15 protein-coding genes are annotated in these 13,569 nt (G+C 67.4%); 11 read left to right on the top strand and 4 right to left on the bottom strand.

Annotated features, from left to right (window positions below; translation table 11 throughout):
* Window positions 1–19 precede the first annotated feature (19 nt).
* The gene (locus BAC01S_RS26880; protein ID WP_027797543.1) at window positions 20–484 is read right to left on the bottom strand and encodes an Lrp/AsnC family transcriptional regulator; all 465 of its coding nucleotides are present in this window, start codon (window positions 482–484) and stop codon (window positions 20–22) included.
* Window positions 485–622: 138 nt separating this feature from the next.
* Here BAC01S_RS26880 and BAC01S_RS26875 point away from each other — a divergent pair, with 138 nt between their 5' ends.
* The gene (locus BAC01S_RS26875) at window positions 623–1,252 is read left to right on the top strand and encodes a LysE family translocator (RefSeq protein ID WP_027797542.1); all 630 of its coding nucleotides are present in this window, start codon (window positions 623–625) and stop codon (window positions 1,250–1,252) included.
* Window positions 1,253–1,348: 96 nt separating this feature from the next.
* On the opposite strand, the gene BAC01S_RS26870 is transcribed toward BAC01S_RS26875, so the two are convergent.
* On the bottom strand, window positions 1,349–1,855 hold the full coding sequence (locus tag BAC01S_RS26870; protein ID WP_027797541.1) for a DUF1993 domain-containing protein: 507 nt from the start codon (window positions 1,853–1,855) through the stop codon (window positions 1,349–1,351).
* Between the two features lie 400 nt (window positions 1,856–2,255).
* On the opposite strand from BAC01S_RS26870, the gene BAC01S_RS34905 reads away from it, so the two are divergent.
* From BAC01S_RS34905 to BAC01S_RS34145, 4 genes are all read left to right on the top strand, one after another.
* The gene (locus BAC01S_RS34905) at window positions 2,256–2,795 is read left to right on the top strand and encodes a hypothetical protein (RefSeq protein WP_245616696.1); all 540 of its coding nucleotides are present in this window, start codon (window positions 2,256–2,258) and stop codon (window positions 2,793–2,795) included.
* Between the two features lie 132 nt (window positions 2,796–2,927).
* Window positions 2,928–3,059, top strand: a complete 132-nt coding sequence (locus BAC01S_RS35840; RefSeq protein ID WP_281175950.1) for a hypothetical protein — start codon at window positions 2,928–2,930, stop codon at window positions 3,057–3,059.
* A gap of 6 nt (window positions 3,060–3,065) precedes the next feature.
* Entirely contained in the window at window positions 3,066–3,332 is a 267-nt protein-coding gene (locus BAC01S_RS26855) for an RNA-binding protein (protein ID WP_027797540.1), read from the top strand.
* 206 nt (window positions 3,333–3,538) lie between these two features.
* Window positions 3,539–4,765: a L,D-transpeptidase gene (locus BAC01S_RS34145; RefSeq protein ID WP_084168904.1), complete on the top strand. Its 1,227-nt coding sequence runs from the start codon at window positions 3,539–3,541 to the stop codon at window positions 4,763–4,765.
* A gap of 56 nt (window positions 4,766–4,821) precedes the next feature.
* Here BAC01S_RS34145 and BAC01S_RS32725 read toward each other — a convergent pair whose 3' ends face one another.
* Both BAC01S_RS32725 and BAC01S_RS26840 read right to left on the bottom strand, forming a co-directional pair.
* Window positions 4,822–5,748 (bottom strand): DMT family transporter, encoded by a 927-nt coding sequence (locus tag BAC01S_RS32725; RefSeq protein ID WP_043203821.1) that lies wholly within the window; start codon window positions 5,746–5,748, stop codon window positions 4,822–4,824.
* A gap of 134 nt (window positions 5,749–5,882) precedes the next feature.
* Complete coding sequence (locus BAC01S_RS26840) at window positions 5,883–7,451, bottom strand: ABC1 kinase family protein (protein ID WP_027797538.1); 1,569 nt, start codon at window positions 7,449–7,451, stop codon at window positions 5,883–5,885.
* A 226-nt stretch (window positions 7,452–7,677) separates the two neighbouring features.
* Between BAC01S_RS26840 and BAC01S_RS26835 the strand changes: the two genes are divergently transcribed.
* The 6 genes from BAC01S_RS26835 to BAC01S_RS26810 all read left to right on the top strand — a co-directional run bounded on the left by BAC01S_RS26835 (window position 7,678) and on the right by BAC01S_RS26810 (window position 13,503).
* Window positions 7,678–8,433 carry a DeoR/GlpR family DNA-binding transcription regulator gene (locus tag BAC01S_RS26835; protein ID WP_027797537.1) on the top strand — a complete coding sequence of 252 codons (756 nt, stop codon included), beginning with the start codon at window positions 7,678–7,680 and terminating at the stop codon, window positions 8,431–8,433.
* Between the two features lie 432 nt (window positions 8,434–8,865).
* A complete protein-coding gene (gene phnS / locus BAC01S_RS26830) occupies window positions 8,866–9,951 on the top strand; it encodes a 2-aminoethylphosphonate ABC transporter substrate-binding protein (RefSeq protein WP_027797536.1) in 1,086 nt (361 codons plus the stop codon).
* Between the two features lie 41 nt (window positions 9,952–9,992).
* Window positions 9,993–11,111 carry a 2-aminoethylphosphonate ABC transport system ATP-binding subunit PhnT gene (gene phnT, locus BAC01S_RS26825; protein WP_027797535.1) on the top strand — a complete coding sequence of 373 codons (1,119 nt, stop codon included), beginning with the start codon at window positions 9,993–9,995 and terminating at the stop codon, window positions 11,109–11,111.
* Entirely contained in the window at window positions 11,089–12,003 is a 915-nt protein-coding gene (locus BAC01S_RS26820; RefSeq protein ID WP_027797534.1) for a 2-aminoethylphosphonate ABC transporter permease subunit, read from the top strand. Before phnT ends, BAC01S_RS26820 begins: the two co-directional genes overlap by 23 nt.
* A gap of 10 nt (window positions 12,004–12,013) precedes the next feature.
* Window positions 12,014–12,856, top strand: a complete 843-nt coding sequence (gene phnV / locus BAC01S_RS26815; protein ID WP_156954556.1) for a 2-aminoethylphosphonate ABC transport system, membrane component PhnV — start codon at window positions 12,014–12,016, stop codon at window positions 12,854–12,856.
* 92 nt (window positions 12,857–12,948) lie between these two features.
* On the top strand, window positions 12,949–13,503 hold the full coding sequence (locus tag BAC01S_RS26810; protein ID WP_027797532.1) for a phosphonate degradation HD-domain oxygenase: 555 nt from the start codon (window positions 12,949–12,951) through the stop codon (window positions 13,501–13,503).
* The last annotated feature ends 66 nt before the right edge of the window (window positions 13,504–13,569 follow it).

The raw sequence follows: 13,569 nt of genomic DNA, 5'->3' as shown, positions 1-13,569 counted from the left end.
TGGTGGCGACGGGAGGCGCTCACGGCAGGGGGAGGCCGTTGTCGGCCTTCACCTCGCGCAGCGACAGTGCCGACTCCACCGCGGTCACGCCCGGCAGGCCGCGCAGCTGATCGCGCATGAAGGTGCCGTAGTCGTCCAGGTCGCGCGCGACGATCTGCAGGATGTAATCCGCCGTGCCCGATACGTTATGGCAGGAGAGGATACGCTCAATCGCGCAGACTTCGCGCTCGAAACGATCCGCGAGCGTGCGGTCGTGCTGGGCAAAGCGCACGTACACGAACGCCACCACGCCGAACCCGAGCGCGCGGCGCGAGAGCACCGTCCGGTAGCGCTCGATATAGCCGTCCTGCTCGAGCCGCTTGAGGCGACGGGCGCACGGCGTTTCGCTCAGGCCGACCGTTTCGGCGAGCCGCGCATTCGAGATGCGCGCGTCCGTCTGCAGCGCACGCAGGATCGCCCTGTCCAGTTTGTCGATGTCGCTCATGGCGGTGGGAGGGGATTTCCTTGTTGGATGGGAAAATTTTAGTGTATTGCTCCAAACATGGCGAGGAGGCACGAGAAAATCGCCAGAAATCGCTCCATCGTTGACGGCAACATAGAGCCTCCAACCCACGAGGCCATCATGATTTCCGCCCACCTGCTGCTCATGTTCGTCGTCGCCCTGATTATCGTTAGCGCCTTGCCCGGCGCGGACATGGCGCTCGTGATGCAAACCAGCATGAGCCGCGGCGCGAGGAGCGGCTTCGCGGCGGCGTGCGGCCTCGGCATCGCCCGCGCGACGCACGTCACGCTCTCGGCCTGCGGCCTTGCCGCGCTGCTGCACAATGCGCCGTGGCTTTACGACGGGGTGCGCTACGTGGGCGCGGTCTATCTGGCGTGGGTGGCCCTGCAGATCTTCCGGGCGCCGGTCTTCGCGCTGCCGGAGGCGGACATGCCGACGGCCGCGGCGCGCTCGCGCCGCGCGGATTTCGTCAAGGGCCTGCTGACGAACCTGCTCAATCCCAAGGCGTTGCTGTTCTGCTCGGTGCTGCTGCCGCAGTTCATCCGGCCGCAGGCGGGGTCGGTGTGGCTCCAGGTGCTGCAGCTGGGCATCCTGCTCGTGATCGTCTGCGCGCTGTTCGACATGCTCTACGTGCTGGGCGCCGCGCGCATTGCCGTATGGTTGCGCAAGCATCCAGTCGCTCAGACCGTGCAGAAGTGGGCGTTTTCTTCGGCGCTGGTGGCTTTCGCGGTGCGCCTGTCGCTCGATTGAGGGGCGGCGCGAGGCGCCGCCGTTCCGGTGCTTCGGTGCGGGCCGCCATGACGCGGCCCGCGTCGCTTGTCTGCCGCTCACCCGCGGCTTGCCTTGTTACGGGTGCCCGAGGTAATCGAGCTTGCCGAGTTCGACGCCGTTGTGGCGCAGAATGTCGTATGCCGTCGTGATGTGGAAGTAGAAGTTGGGCAGCACGAAGGCCAGCAGATAATTCAGGCCGCTGAACTCGATCGGACCGCTGCGCATCTTGAGCGTGATGCTGCGGCCTTCCGAGCCGTCGATCTGCTCGGGCTTGAACATGTTCAGGTAGTCGATGGTCTTCTGGATGCGCGAGTGCAGTTCGTCGAACGTCACCTCGACGTCTTCGAACTTCGGCGCGTCCACGCCCGCGAGGCGCGAGGCGCAGCCCTTGGCCGTGTCGGTGGCGATATGGATCTGGCGCGTGAGCGGCAGCATGTCGGGGAAGAGCCGTGCGGCGGTCAGCACCGACGGGTCGATCTGCTTCTCGGCCGCGTGCGCCTGCGCCTTGCCGATGATGGTTTGCAGATTGGTGAGGCCGCGGATCAGAACCGGCACCGAGGCTTGATACATGGTGATAGACATGGGATTCCTCGTTTCTTCGAATGAGCGAGCCGCGCCCGGGCGGGCGCCGGCTGGCGGCTCATTATGCGCTATCGGTTTTCTTGCCGCCATTGGCCGCCCGGCCGGCTTTGCGCGAGCCCGAGCGGGCTAACGGGCCGTGCTTCGGGCCCACTTCCCGCTCAGGCGCTGAAAGTTTGCATTGCGAAATAAAATTGTCATGTAGAAACCGGGGCTTGACTCACATGTCGTTTGTGTGACGCGTTGCGGGGCGCCACCGCGCCCGCCGGCGCAATTGCGCGGCATTCGCCACGAAGAATTTCGAATATGTTTTAATAATCCGGGTAGACAATCCATTCCGCATCTTATGGTGCGCCTACCCATGAACGCAGAAAAGGCAGAAAGACGCCGCATCGCGCGCAGCATGGCTGTGGTTCCGACCCGCCGCGCGCGCGTGCGGCACATTGCGCTGGCGCTGCTCACCGTGACCTGCGGCATGCATCACCTGGCCGCCGCGGCGCAGGACGCGCAGTTGCTGGATTCGCGCGTGACCCAGCAATCGGTTGGCGAAACAATCTGCCGTCCGGGCTACGCCGATGCCGTCGCGCCGCCGTTCGACGAGTCGATGGCATTGAAGGACAGGCTGCTCGCGCAGCGCGGCATCGAGGCCGACGAAGGCGCCAGTTATGCGCTCGACCGGCGCGTGCCCATCGTGCTTGGCGGATCGCCGGATGCCGTCGCGAACTACGACCTGCTGCCGTGGGGCGGGCATGCCGGCGAGCGCCGCAAGGCGCTGTTGACGGTGCGGCTCAAGCGCTGCGTATGTGCGGGCCAGATGACGCTGGCCGATGCCCAGAACGCCATCCTCGGCGACTGGGTGAGCGAATATGAGCGCCTCACGCGCATGGCCTGCGGTGCGAGCACCTCGGCGGACCTCACGGCGGCCAGCGACGACGGTCAGTGAGCGCTCCCATACCCATGGGCATGCCGATTGGCGAAACCCAAAAACGGGCCCCATCTCAATGGCAATATGCCGCAGCGCAGAAGTCTCGAATTGGGACTATGCTGACATTAGTCAAAAAGAAGGAGCTGTGAAATGATCGCGTCCACCCTGTTGCTGCTTTCCGTCGCGGCATTGCTTGGCCAGCTGGCGTGGACTCGCGCACGTTCGCGTGCAAACCTGCAGCCCGTGCGCGTGCGTGCGGATCGCACGCGCTATCCCCGCTAGCCTGCCATGCAGCATCTCACGGTCTGGAATGTTCCCGCGTCCTGCAGCGAGCAGGAAGTGCGAGACTTTTTCACGCGCGAACTCGGTCACTATGCGAAAGACGTGACGGTGTACGACGTCGGTACGCCCAACGCGCACGCCGACCTCGAGCTGCACGCCGACGTGCCCTACGTTGCGGAAGCGGTCGCGCGTCAACTGCAGGGCCGGCATCTCGCGGGCGTGGCGCTGCGGGTGAGCGCCGACCCGTTCGAGGGCGAGTCTGCCCAGCCGTAACGTTCCCTGCGTTTCGCACGGCGCGAATTCTCGCGCACGCCGCCTCGTCAGTGCTGCGGGTGCCGGCGCTTTCCTGTTCCGGTTTCCGAACGTCCTGTATTACGCCGTTCTCTTTCAGAACAAACGCATAATCGGGCTGTAATCACTCGGGCCGTACTCGAACGATGAACAACCAGATTTCGCGCCGGCCTGGCGCGCGCGCGAAGATGGGCGCACGGGGCAACACCTTCTCTTTTCCCCTGCGGCGTGCCGGCCGCTCGTTGCTGCTGACGTTGCGCCTCGCGCTCTGCGCCGCCGCGTGCGCGTGCGGGGCGGCGCCTCCCGCGTGGTCGGCCGACGCTGCGTCGACGGCTGCGGCGCATGAGGTTTCGGGGGCCGTGCAAGCCGCGCCCGCTTCGGCCGGGACGGCGACGCGGGCCGCATCGGGCGCCGGGTTCCGTGCGGCATCGGCGCCGGCTTCAGCGGCCGTGCCTGTATCCGCGGCGAGTCCCGCGTCGGGTGCTTCGTCTGTGTCGGGGGCCGCGCCGGTGTCCGGCAGCGCGGCATCGGCACCCGCCGGGGCCTCGGCGCTGCCGGCGGCTTCGGCACCCACTGGGGCTTCAGCACCTGCCGGATTCACGCTGCCCGAACATCCCTCTCTCACACCCGAGCAGGCCACCGAGGAAATGCACCGCGCGCTGCAAATGCGCGCGGTGTTCGCGCGCGAGGTCACGCGCCGCCTGCGGGTGCCCCCCGCGGACCAGCATGCCTACGGCGAGCGCCTGCAGACGGCGCTTGAAGCGGCGAACCTCGGCGAGTTGGCGGGCGAGTTCGTCGTCCTCGTGGATCGCGCCGCGAACGTGCAGGCGCTCTTCATCTACTTTCGGGCGATGCCCGGCGAACGGTGGCAACTGATCGGCGCTTCGCCCGTCGCGACGGGGCGGCCCGGCGAGTTCGATCACTTCCTCACGCCGCTCGGCGTTTTCGAGCACACGCCCGGCAATATGGATTTCCGCGCCGAAGGCACGATGAACGACAACGGCATACGCGGCTACGGCAAGCGCGACATGCGCATCTACGACTTCGGCTGGGTGGACGGCGAGCGCGGTTGGGGCAAGGGCGGCTACTCGCAGATGCGCTTCCAGATGCACGCCACGGATCCCGACCGGCTCGAGCCGCTGCTCGGCATTCGCCATTCGAAGGGCTGCGTGCGGATTCCGGCATCGCTGAATACGTTCCTCGATCACCACGGCATCATCGACGCCGAGTATGAAGCGCTCGTTGCGTCAGGCAAGTCGCTCTGGGTGCTGCATCCGGATCGCGAGGCCACGCCCTGGGCCGGGCGCTTCATCGTCGTCGTCGATTCGGAGCGCAAGACACGTCCCGCCTGGGCGCCCGCACCTGGCAGCAAGGCGCGCGCGAAGGTGCCGGCGGGCGGCGATACGGCCGATTGAGCCTTGAACCGCGCACGTAGCCGAGCCCGGGCTCGTGCGCAGCGCGCCGTGATGGTTCAGGCGCGCGATGGCTTGCGCACCGCGCGAGCGCTCGCGTCGTCGGCCTGGGCGCGCCGCGCGATCAGCACGCCCACGAGCGCCACCCCGAAGCCCGCGATCTGCAAAGGTGCCAGCGTTTCCCGGAAGAGCAGCCAGCTTTCGAGCGCCGCGAGCGGCGGCGCGAGAAAGAGCAGGGCCGTGGCGCGCGCGGCATCACCGCGGCGGACCATCCAGACGAGCAGCGTCACGCCCGCCCCGGAGAGCATCGCGATACCCCAGGCGAGCGAGACCCAGAGCGTCGCCGAGGCGATCCAGCGCGTTTCCTCGAGCGCCAGCGCGAGCAGCGCGGCAACGATAGCGGCGCCTGCGTTCTGCACGGCGCTCGCGCTGCGGATATCGGCGTTCGCCAGCGAGGTTTTCTGATAGAGCGTGCCCGCCGTGATCGAGCCGACCGCCGCCACCGCGACGATCACCACGAGCAGCGGGTTCGCGTGTCCAGCAAGCGCGTGGCCCTGCGCGGCTGCCTGCAGCTTCGGCAGCAGCACGAGCACGACACCCGCGAGCCCGAGCGCCATGCCCGCCCAGCGGCGCGGCGCGAGCGGTTCGCCGAAGAGCCGCGCCGCGAAAGCCGCCGTGAGCAACGGCTGGAGTGCGCCGAGCAGGGCCATGACGCCCGCGCTCAAGCCTTGCGCTACGGCCCAGTAGCCCGCGCCGAGATAGATCCCCTGCAGCAACGCACCGGCAAACAGGTGTTTGCCGAACTGACGTCCGCGCGGCCACGGCGCGCGCGCGATCAGCGCGACGCCCGCAAACAACGCGGCTGTCCCGGCGAAACGCGCGAGCAGAAACAGGTTGGGGTCGGCGTAGGGGGCAATGGCACGGGCGACGACAAAACCCGTCGACCAGAGAACGACGAACAGGGCGGGAGCGAGGGGGGCGAGCATCGGTGTCGGTTGCGGTGGAGCGCGCGTGCGCGGAGGATCCGAAAGGCCGGCAGTATCGCCCGGCCGCCGCGACGCGTCTTGTTCAGGACTGCACTGCTGGTGCAACCGTCGCCAGGCGGCAACGCGGCCTGGCTTCAGTGCCCCAGCCAGATCGCCGCCACGCCGATGGCCGCGCCGCACAGCGCGCAGGCGGCAAGCAGGGTGCGCGTGTGCCGGTATTCGCGGCGCAGCGCTTCGGCGAGATCGGCGTGTGGCGCGGCCGCGGGATGGCCGTGCCGCGGCCCCGCGTGGTGTTGCAGGAAATGAAACAGCATTTGCGGCACGCGCGGCGCGATCTGCGCCAGATGCGGCAGTTCCTGCGAGAGCCGGCGGATCCAGCCGCGATGGTCGAGATCGCGCTGCGCAAGGCCGGCAAGCGTGCTTTGCGCGATACCCCATGCATCGACGCCAGGATGGATCGTCCGCGCGAGATCCTCCGCCTGGCTGAAGGCGCGCTGTGCCGCCATGAGCCGCGGCGACACCTGGCCGCCAAACGGCTGCACGGCATGCAGCAGTTGGTGGAAGAGCGCGCCGGCGCTGCGCGTGTCGGCGGCGTCTGCGAAATGCGCTTCGCTGCGCGTGCGCAGCTCGGCTTCGATCTGCTCGGTGCGCGCGTGCGCGGGCACATGGCCGGCGGCATGATGCAGTTGGGCGAGATGCCCGTAGTCCTGCTGGAACAGCGCCGTCGCGCCATGCACGAAGAATTCGCGTTCGGGCGAGGAGAGGCTCGTCATCATCGCCGGACCGGCGAGCACGAGACGTCCGCGTGTCGGCTCTTCTACGCTGACCGAGACGTGCCGCGCGTCGATGGCCGCGTGGAAGAAGCCGTGCTCGAACGCCTGTTGCGTGACGACTTCGATTAGATTGGTCGCAACGCGCGTCACGTTGATGCCATGCTCGGCGAGACCGGCCAGATCGGTGGCGCCGACCGTGTCGATATGCTGGACGGCGAGCGTGTGCGGCGTGCACAGATCCCAGATCACGTCGGGCACGGCAATGCGGGGGTTGTCCGCGAGATGATGGCCGGCCTGGCTCAGGTTCGCGGCCTGCGCGCGCAGATCGAAGCGGCGCTGCAGATCCTCGCGCAGCGCCAGCGCCAGCTCGCGCAGCCGCAGCTCGCGCGCGGCGCGCGAGAAGCGCTCCAGCCAGCGCGCGGCGCCGCAGAGCAGCGCGGCTTCGTCGTCGACGGCTTCGATGTGGTCGGTGCGCAGCACGCGCAGCGTCACTCTCTGATGGCCGTTGATGGGCAGCGCCAGCCGCGCGACGTGCGTTTGCTCGCACCAGCCGTGATGGACCGGCGTAGGGGCGATCCACGAGAACACGGTCTTCGGCGGCTTGCCGAGCGCGGCATGGAGAGCCGCGTCGAGTCCTTCCGGCGGGAGCGGTTCCTCGAGGCGCTCGATCGCCTCGATGGCGTCGTGCAGGGTCGTCGTGGCGAGCTCGGGGCGTGCCGCCACCGTCTGCGCGAACGTGGCCGCGAGCGGTGCGAGCTGGGGCAGCGCGCCATGCAGACTCGAGGCGAAACGGGCGTCGTCGCGCAGGCGCGAGGCGAGCGTGAGGAGCCAGTGCAACTTGTGATGTTCGGGCGCCGCGAGCCAGAGCAGCCTGACGCCGTAACGCAGCGCACAAAAGAGGAGTCGGAGTTGTCGGAGTTTCGAACGCATCGATGCCGTTGTCGATGAAAGCCGCGCCGCGCGCAAGGCAGGGCACTGAACACAGGGCGAGAGTAGCAGGGTTGCGTGTCGGGCGGCAGTGCGATTTCGTCGGGGCGAATCGCCGCCGCTTCGCGTTTCGCGAGGCGCGGGCTGCGGGCGAGGGCATGCCGGGCGGCGCCTACGTAATACAATACGTCGGCCTTTCCGAACTCACGCGCGCCATGCGCACATCGAGATGCTTGCAGAACAACGTCACCAATACATCCTTTCGCAAGTGAACAGGAATGGCGCGCTTTCGGTGTCCGAACTCGTGCGCGAACTGCGCGTCTCGCGCGAGACCATCCGGCGCGATCTGAATACGCTCGCGGAGCGCGGGCTGCTCGTCACGACGCACGGCGGCGCGCTTTCGAGCGGCCGGCGCGAGCCCGATATCGACGTGCGCGAGGCGGCGAACGCCAATGCGAAGCACGTGATCGGCGAGCGCGCGGCCGCGTTCGTGCCCGACGGCGCTTCGGTCATCATCGACTCGGGCAGCACGACGCACGCCGTGGCGCGCGCGCTCACCGACCGCCATCGGCTGACCGTCTACACCAACGACTGGCGCATCGCGCTGCTGCTCGGCCGCCGCAACGAAAACCGCGTGACCTTGCTGGGCGGCGAGCTGTCCGATCACGAGGAGGCCACGTTCGGCCTCGACACCGTGCAGCAGCTCGACCAGTATCACGCCGACTATGCGTTCGTCGGCGCGGGCGGCATCACCGCCGACGGCTGGCTGACCGACTACTCGCGCATGGTCGCCGAGGTGCGCAGCCGCATGCTCACGGCCACGGGCTGCGCGATCGTCGTGGCCGACCAGTCGAAGTTCGGGCGCGTGACGCCGGTACGGATCAACGGCTTCGAGCGGGTGCGCTATGTCATTACCGAAGTCGCACCGGAAAAGTCGGTCGTGCGCGCGATCGCGGCGCGCGGCCCCGAACTGATCGTCGCCTGAGCCTTGGCCTGAGGCGAAAGCCGGCCGGCGCGACTTCTCGCGCCGGTTTCCCGGGCGGTGTTTCTTCGCCATCTCAATCTGTCGATTGCACCATGATGGTGCTACTGCGGCGCCACATCACGTCGCAATTCCACTCGAATCGAAAATTGGCAATTTGTGGAATTTTTTGTTGATTGCCACATTCGTCACGGCAATGTCACGGAAATTTGAGATTCTTTCGATGCCCGTTCAGACGGGCTTGCACGCCAGGCGGACCGCAGCCGGCGCCGCGTGCAGGCCGCGGTCTTCGGGCCGGGCCGGGCGGATTGCAAACAAGTGGCAATTCGTGGCGGCGCTGGCCGGGGCAAGGCAGGCGGCACAGTCCGCCGACGTTCGATCACACACGCATCGGGTATTCCCGAGCAACCCTGGTTTTTGCCTTCGGAGAGCGACATGAACCACCGGAATTCCCATCGCGCGGGTTTCGCACGCAAGCTGCTGCCGACGCTGGCTGCCGCGCTGATGCTGGAAGGCTTCGCGCTGAGCGCGCACGCGGCCGACGCAGTCGTGCTTTACACGGCCGACGGTCTCGAAAATCTCTACCGTGATGTACTGCCGGCCTTTGAGAAGAAGGAAGGCATCAAGGTCAACATCGTGACGGCGGGCAGCGGCGAAGTTGTGAACCGCGCCACTGTCGAGAAGGATTCGCCGAAGGCCGACGTTCTCGTCACGCTGCCGCCGTTCATCCAGCAGGCGCAGCAAAATGGTCTGCTGCAGCCGTACCAGAGCGTGAACTACAAGAACGTGCCAGCGATGGCGAAGTCGGCGGACGGTTCGTGGGCCACGTTCGTGAACAACTACTTCTCGTTCGCGATCAACCCGGACGTCGTGAAGAGCCAGCCGAAGACCTTTGCCGATCTGCTGCAGCCGGACTACTCGGGCAAGGTCGCGTACTCGAACCCGGCGACGGCGGGCGACGGCATGGCCGTCATCATCCTGACGACTTCGCTGATGGGCGAAGACAAGGCGTTCGACTACCTGAAGAAGCTCGAGCAAAGCGCAAAATTCCACACGAAGGGCACGGGCTACCTCGACGTGCTGCTCTCGCGCAACGAAATCGCGGTGGCCAACGGCGACCTGCAGATGGATCTCGACGACGCGGCCAACGGTGGTCTCTCGCTCAAGCCGATCTTCCTCGCGGCCGACGCCGGCGGTCATCCCACCACGTTCCAGCTCCCGTACGCGATCGGCCTGATCAAGAACGGCCCGAACCAGGCCGAAGGCAAGAAGCTGATCGACTACCTGATGTCGACGCAGGTGCAGTCGAAGGTGCCGGACATCTTCGGCATTCCGGGCCGCACGGACGTCGCGCTCACGGGCAAGAACGGCGAGGCGGTCAAGCAGGCGATTGCGGGCGTCAAGCTGATTCCCGTGGACTGGAATCAGGTGATGGCGAAGAAGGGCGACTGGGCCACGCGCTGGAAGAACGAGGTGATCGGCTCGTCGGGCAAGCAGCTCGAAGTCGTCAAGCCGCAGTAGGCGTGGTCAGTAGTCAGTAATAAGCGAAGGAGATGAACCCGGTGAATACAGCAAGCCTCTCGCCGGCCGGCATGGCCCGCGCCCTGCCGGACCAGTCCGGCATCACGGGCGCAACGGAAACCGCAGGCGCAACGGAAACCGCGGGCGTCCAGATCGACCGTCTGAGCGTCCGTTTCGGCACCCGCACTGTCCTCGACGATCTATCGCTCACGATCCGGCGCGGCGAACTGTTGACCGTGCTCGGCCGCAGCGGCTGTGGCAAGACCACGCTGCTGCGTTTCATCGCCGGGTTCATCGAGGCCGATGAACTCGCCGGCTCGCTCCACGTAGCGGGCCGCGACCTGACCCACGTGCCGCCGCACCGGCGCAACCTGGGTCTCCTGTTTCAGAGCTACGCGCTGTTCCCGCACCTCTCGGTGTTCGAGAACGTCGCGTTCGGGCTCAAGGCGCGCGGCGTGCCGTCGCGCGATATCGCGCGGCGCGTGGCCGACGCGCTCAAGCTCGTGCAGCTCGGCGACGCGGGCCACATCATGCCCGCGCAGCTCTCCGGCGGCATGCAGCAGCGCGTGGCGCTCGCGCGCGCGCTCGTGATCGAGCCGGACGTGCTGCTGCTCGACGAGCCGCTTTCCGCGCTCGACGCCAATCTGCGCCATTCGGTGCGCTCCGAGCTCAAGGCGCTGCACGAGCGCCTGCCCGATCTCACGATCGTCTGCGTGACGCACGATCAGGACGACGCGCTCGTGCTCTCCGATCGCACCCTGCTCATGCGCGACGGCCGCATCGCGCAGCTCGGCACGCCGCAGGAGCTCTACGACACGCCGAACGACGCCTATGTGGCGCGTTACCTCGGCGCGGCGAACCTGCTGCCGCCGAACGTCGTGTTCCCGGTGGGCGACGCGCGCCACGACGTGCGCGACAAGCTCGCCTGCCTGCGGCCCGAGAGCCTGCGTATCGTGCCGCTCGGCGAGGGCTCGCTGCACGGCACGATCGAATCGGTCGAATGGTACGGCTCGGTGCTCTCGGTGCCGGTGCTGCTCGACGCCATGCCGAACGAGCCGGTGCTCGTCACCCTGCAGCGCGGCCACGGCTTGACGCCGGAGAAAGGCATGCGTGTATCCCTGCGTTACGAGGCGGAAGATGTCGTCCTTATCAACCCCTGATTCCGCGCTCCCGCTGGCGGGCGCCGACGCGCACGCGGCCGCCGTGCGCCGCCGCGAGCGCCGCGCGCAGTGGCATATCGCCTTTTTGCTCGTGTTCGTGCTCGGGCCGATCGTCGTTTATCCGCTCGTGCGTCTCGTGCTGCTGAGCCTCACCGGCGCGCACGGCTTGAGCTTTGGCGCCTACGCGAGGTTCTTCGGCAATCCCGATGCGCGCGGCGTGATCGGCACGACGCTCGGGATCCTCTGCGTGAGCGCGGGCCTTGCCTCGGTGCTTGGCGTCGCGCTGGCCGCGATGCTGTTCTTCAAGCCGTTTCCGGGAGCGCGCCTCGTGACGCGCTTCCTCGAACTGTTCGTGGCGTTTCCTTCGTTCCTCGTCGCCTTTACGCTGATCTTCCTCTACGGCTCGCAGGGTTCGGTGAGCATCGGGCTGCAGCGCCTCTTCCATCTGCAGGCGCCGCCGCTCGACTTCCTGTTCGGCATGGGCGGCGTGATTCTCGCGGAAGTGGTGTTCTACGCGCCGTTCGTCGTGCGCCCGACGCTCACCGCGTTCGCGCTGCTCGACATGCGTCTGATCGAAGCCGCGCGCAGCCTCGGTGCGAACACGTGGATGGTCGCCGCGCGCGTGATCTTGCCGCTCGCGTGGCCGGGCATCGCGGCGGGCACGATCCTGTGCTTCCTGCTGACGTTCAACGAATTCGGCATTCTGCTCGTGCTCGGCAGCGCGCACCTCGTCACGCTGCCGGTGGCGATCTACAGTTCGGCGACGGTCGACCTCGATCTGCCGACCGCCGCCGCCGGCGCCGTCGTGATGCTGGCCATGTCGCTTTCGCTCTATACGCTGTACCGGCGCGTGAATCGCCGCTCTCAAGGAGGCGCGCGTCATGGCCGCTAATCCCGATCGCATGGCGCTGCCGCCGCTTCATCCGCGCGAGAAGGCGGCCGAGCGCAATCTCGTCGCGCGCATCGCAGGCGGCGTGCTGGCGGGTTTTGCCGCGCTGCTTTGTTTCTGGCTGTTCGTGCTGCCGGTAATCGTCGTGGCGCTGTCGAGCGTTGCGTCACACTGGTCCGGCACGATCTTCCCCGACGGTTTCAGCATGCGCTGGTTCGAGCGTCTCGGTTCGGACGACTTCGACGCACTCCTCACTAGCCTCGAGGTCGGCTTCGGCGTGGCGGTGCTCGGCACCGTACTGGGACTATGGCTCGCTTTGGCGCTCGAGGGGCGCGACCGGCGCGGCCTTGGCGTGGTGGTCGATACGCTGGCGATGGTGCCCAATGGCGTACCGAGCGTCGTGCTCGGCCTCGCGGTGTTGATTGCCTACCATAAGGCGCCGCTCGACCTGTCGGGGTCCGCCGCGATTGTCGTGCTGGTGCAGCTCGCGCTCGTGCTGCCGTTCTGCTATCGCTGCGCATCGGCCGCGCTGCGCCCCGAGCTGACCATCCTGCGCGAAGCGGCGGCCAGCCTTGGCGCGCCGCCGTCGATGGTGCTGCGCCGCGTGGTGCTGCCTCAGCTCGTGCCGGCGATCCGGGCGAGCCTCGCGCTCGGCTTTGCGCTGTCGCTGGGCGAACTGGGCGCGACGCTCACGGTGTATCCGCCGGGCTTTGCCACGGTGCCGATCGTGGTGGTGGGCGCCGTCGAGCGTGGCTATTACCTGCCGGCGTCGGCGCTCTCGCTGATCCTCCTGATCGTGTCGCTGGCGGCGCTGCTGGTGATCGCGGCGCGGGTGCCGAGGCGCCGGGCGGACTGAGGATTTGAGGATTCGGGCGGCGTGAGCCGCAGGGGTTGAGGCGGGAAGCCGGAGCGTATGGGCTGCCGCTATGAAACAAGGAGCAAGAAGGTATGGCATTGAGCCTGGCGGATATCAAGGGGCTGTTCGACGGCTACGGCGCGCTCGCGTATAGCGGGGAGCCGGTCACACAGCTGGAGCACGCGCTGCAGAGCGGTGCGCTGGCCGAGGAGGAGGACGCGAGCGAGGAACTGGTGGCGGCGGCGTTCCTCCACGATCTTGGGCACCTGCTCAATCGCCAGGGCGAAACGCCGACCGAGCGCGGCATCGACGACCTCCACCAGTACTACGCACTCCCGTTTCTGCGGGCGGTGCTGCCGGATAGCGTGCTCGAGCCGATCAAGCTGCACGTGGACGCGAAGCGCTATCTCTGCGCGACCGACAAGGCCTATTTCGGTCGCCTGTCGGCGGATTCGGTCCGCAGCCTCGAACTGCAGGGCGGCATTTTCAGCGAAGAACAGGCGCGCGAGTTTGCCGAGCGCCCGTTCGCGGAGGATGCGGTGCGCCTGCGCCGCTGGGACGACCTCGCCAAGATGGCAGGCAAGCCGACGCCCGATCTGAACCACTATCTGCGGATCGTCGAGCGCGTGATGCTGCGTCATGCGTGATTCGCGCTGACTTGGCACCGCCGGATCTACGCTTCCCGAGGCTCCGTTCGGAGCCTCAAAAAAACC

It is taken from the genome of Paraburkholderia acidipaludis NBRC 101816 (assembly GCF_000684975.1).
Lineage (GTDB): Bacteria > Pseudomonadota > Gammaproteobacteria > Burkholderiales > Burkholderiaceae > Paraburkholderia > Paraburkholderia acidipaludis.
The sequence above is the reverse complement of the archived record's forward strand: the minus strand, read 5'-3'. Positions and strand labels throughout refer to the sequence as shown.

What these genes read in the sequence shown, in the direction of transcription:
- BAC01S_RS26880 (WP_027797543.1), bottom strand. Translation starts at nt 484, where the DNA reads ATGAGCGACATCGACAAACTGGACAGGGCGATCCTGCGTGCGCTGCAG.
- BAC01S_RS32725 (WP_043203821.1), bottom strand. Translation starts at nt 5,748, where the DNA reads ATGCTCGCCCCCCTCGCTCCCGCCCTGTTCGTCGTTCTCTGGTCGACG.
- BAC01S_RS26840 (WP_027797538.1), bottom strand. Translation starts at nt 7,451, where the DNA reads ATGCGTTCGAAACTCCGACAACTCCGACTCCTCTTTTGTGCGCTGCGT.
- BAC01S_RS26820 (WP_027797534.1), top strand. Translation starts at nt 11,089, where the DNA reads ATGTCGTCCTTATCAACCCCTGATTCCGCGCTCCCGCTGGCGGGCGCC.
- BAC01S_RS26855 (WP_027797540.1), top strand. Translation starts at nt 3,066, where the DNA reads ATGCAGCATCTCACGGTCTGGAATGTTCCCGCGTCCTGCAGCGAGCAG.
- BAC01S_RS34905 (WP_245616696.1), top strand. Translation starts at nt 2,256, where the DNA reads ATGGCTGTGGTTCCGACCCGCCGCGCGCGCGTGCGGCACATTGCGCTG.
- phnS (WP_027797536.1), top strand. Translation starts at nt 8,866, where the DNA reads ATGAACCACCGGAATTCCCATCGCGCGGGTTTCGCACGCAAGCTGCTG.
- BAC01S_RS26835 (WP_027797537.1), top strand. Translation starts at nt 7,678, where the DNA reads ATGCTTGCAGAACAACGTCACCAATACATCCTTTCGCAAGTGAACAGG.
- BAC01S_RS26870 (WP_027797541.1), bottom strand. Translation starts at nt 1,855, where the DNA reads ATGTCTATCACCATGTATCAAGCCTCGGTGCCGGTTCTGATCCGCGGC.
- BAC01S_RS26810 (WP_027797532.1), top strand. Translation starts at nt 12,949, where the DNA reads ATGGCATTGAGCCTGGCGGATATCAAGGGGCTGTTCGACGGCTACGGC.
- BAC01S_RS35840 (WP_281175950.1), top strand. Translation starts at nt 2,928, where the DNA reads ATGATCGCGTCCACCCTGTTGCTGCTTTCCGTCGCGGCATTGCTTGGC.
- BAC01S_RS26875 (WP_027797542.1), top strand. Translation starts at nt 623, where the DNA reads ATGATTTCCGCCCACCTGCTGCTCATGTTCGTCGTCGCCCTGATTATC.
- BAC01S_RS34145 (WP_084168904.1), top strand. Translation starts at nt 3,539, where the DNA reads ATGGGCGCACGGGGCAACACCTTCTCTTTTCCCCTGCGGCGTGCCGGC.
- phnV (WP_156954556.1), top strand. Translation starts at nt 12,014, where the DNA reads ATGGCGCTGCCGCCGCTTCATCCGCGCGAGAAGGCGGCCGAGCGCAAT.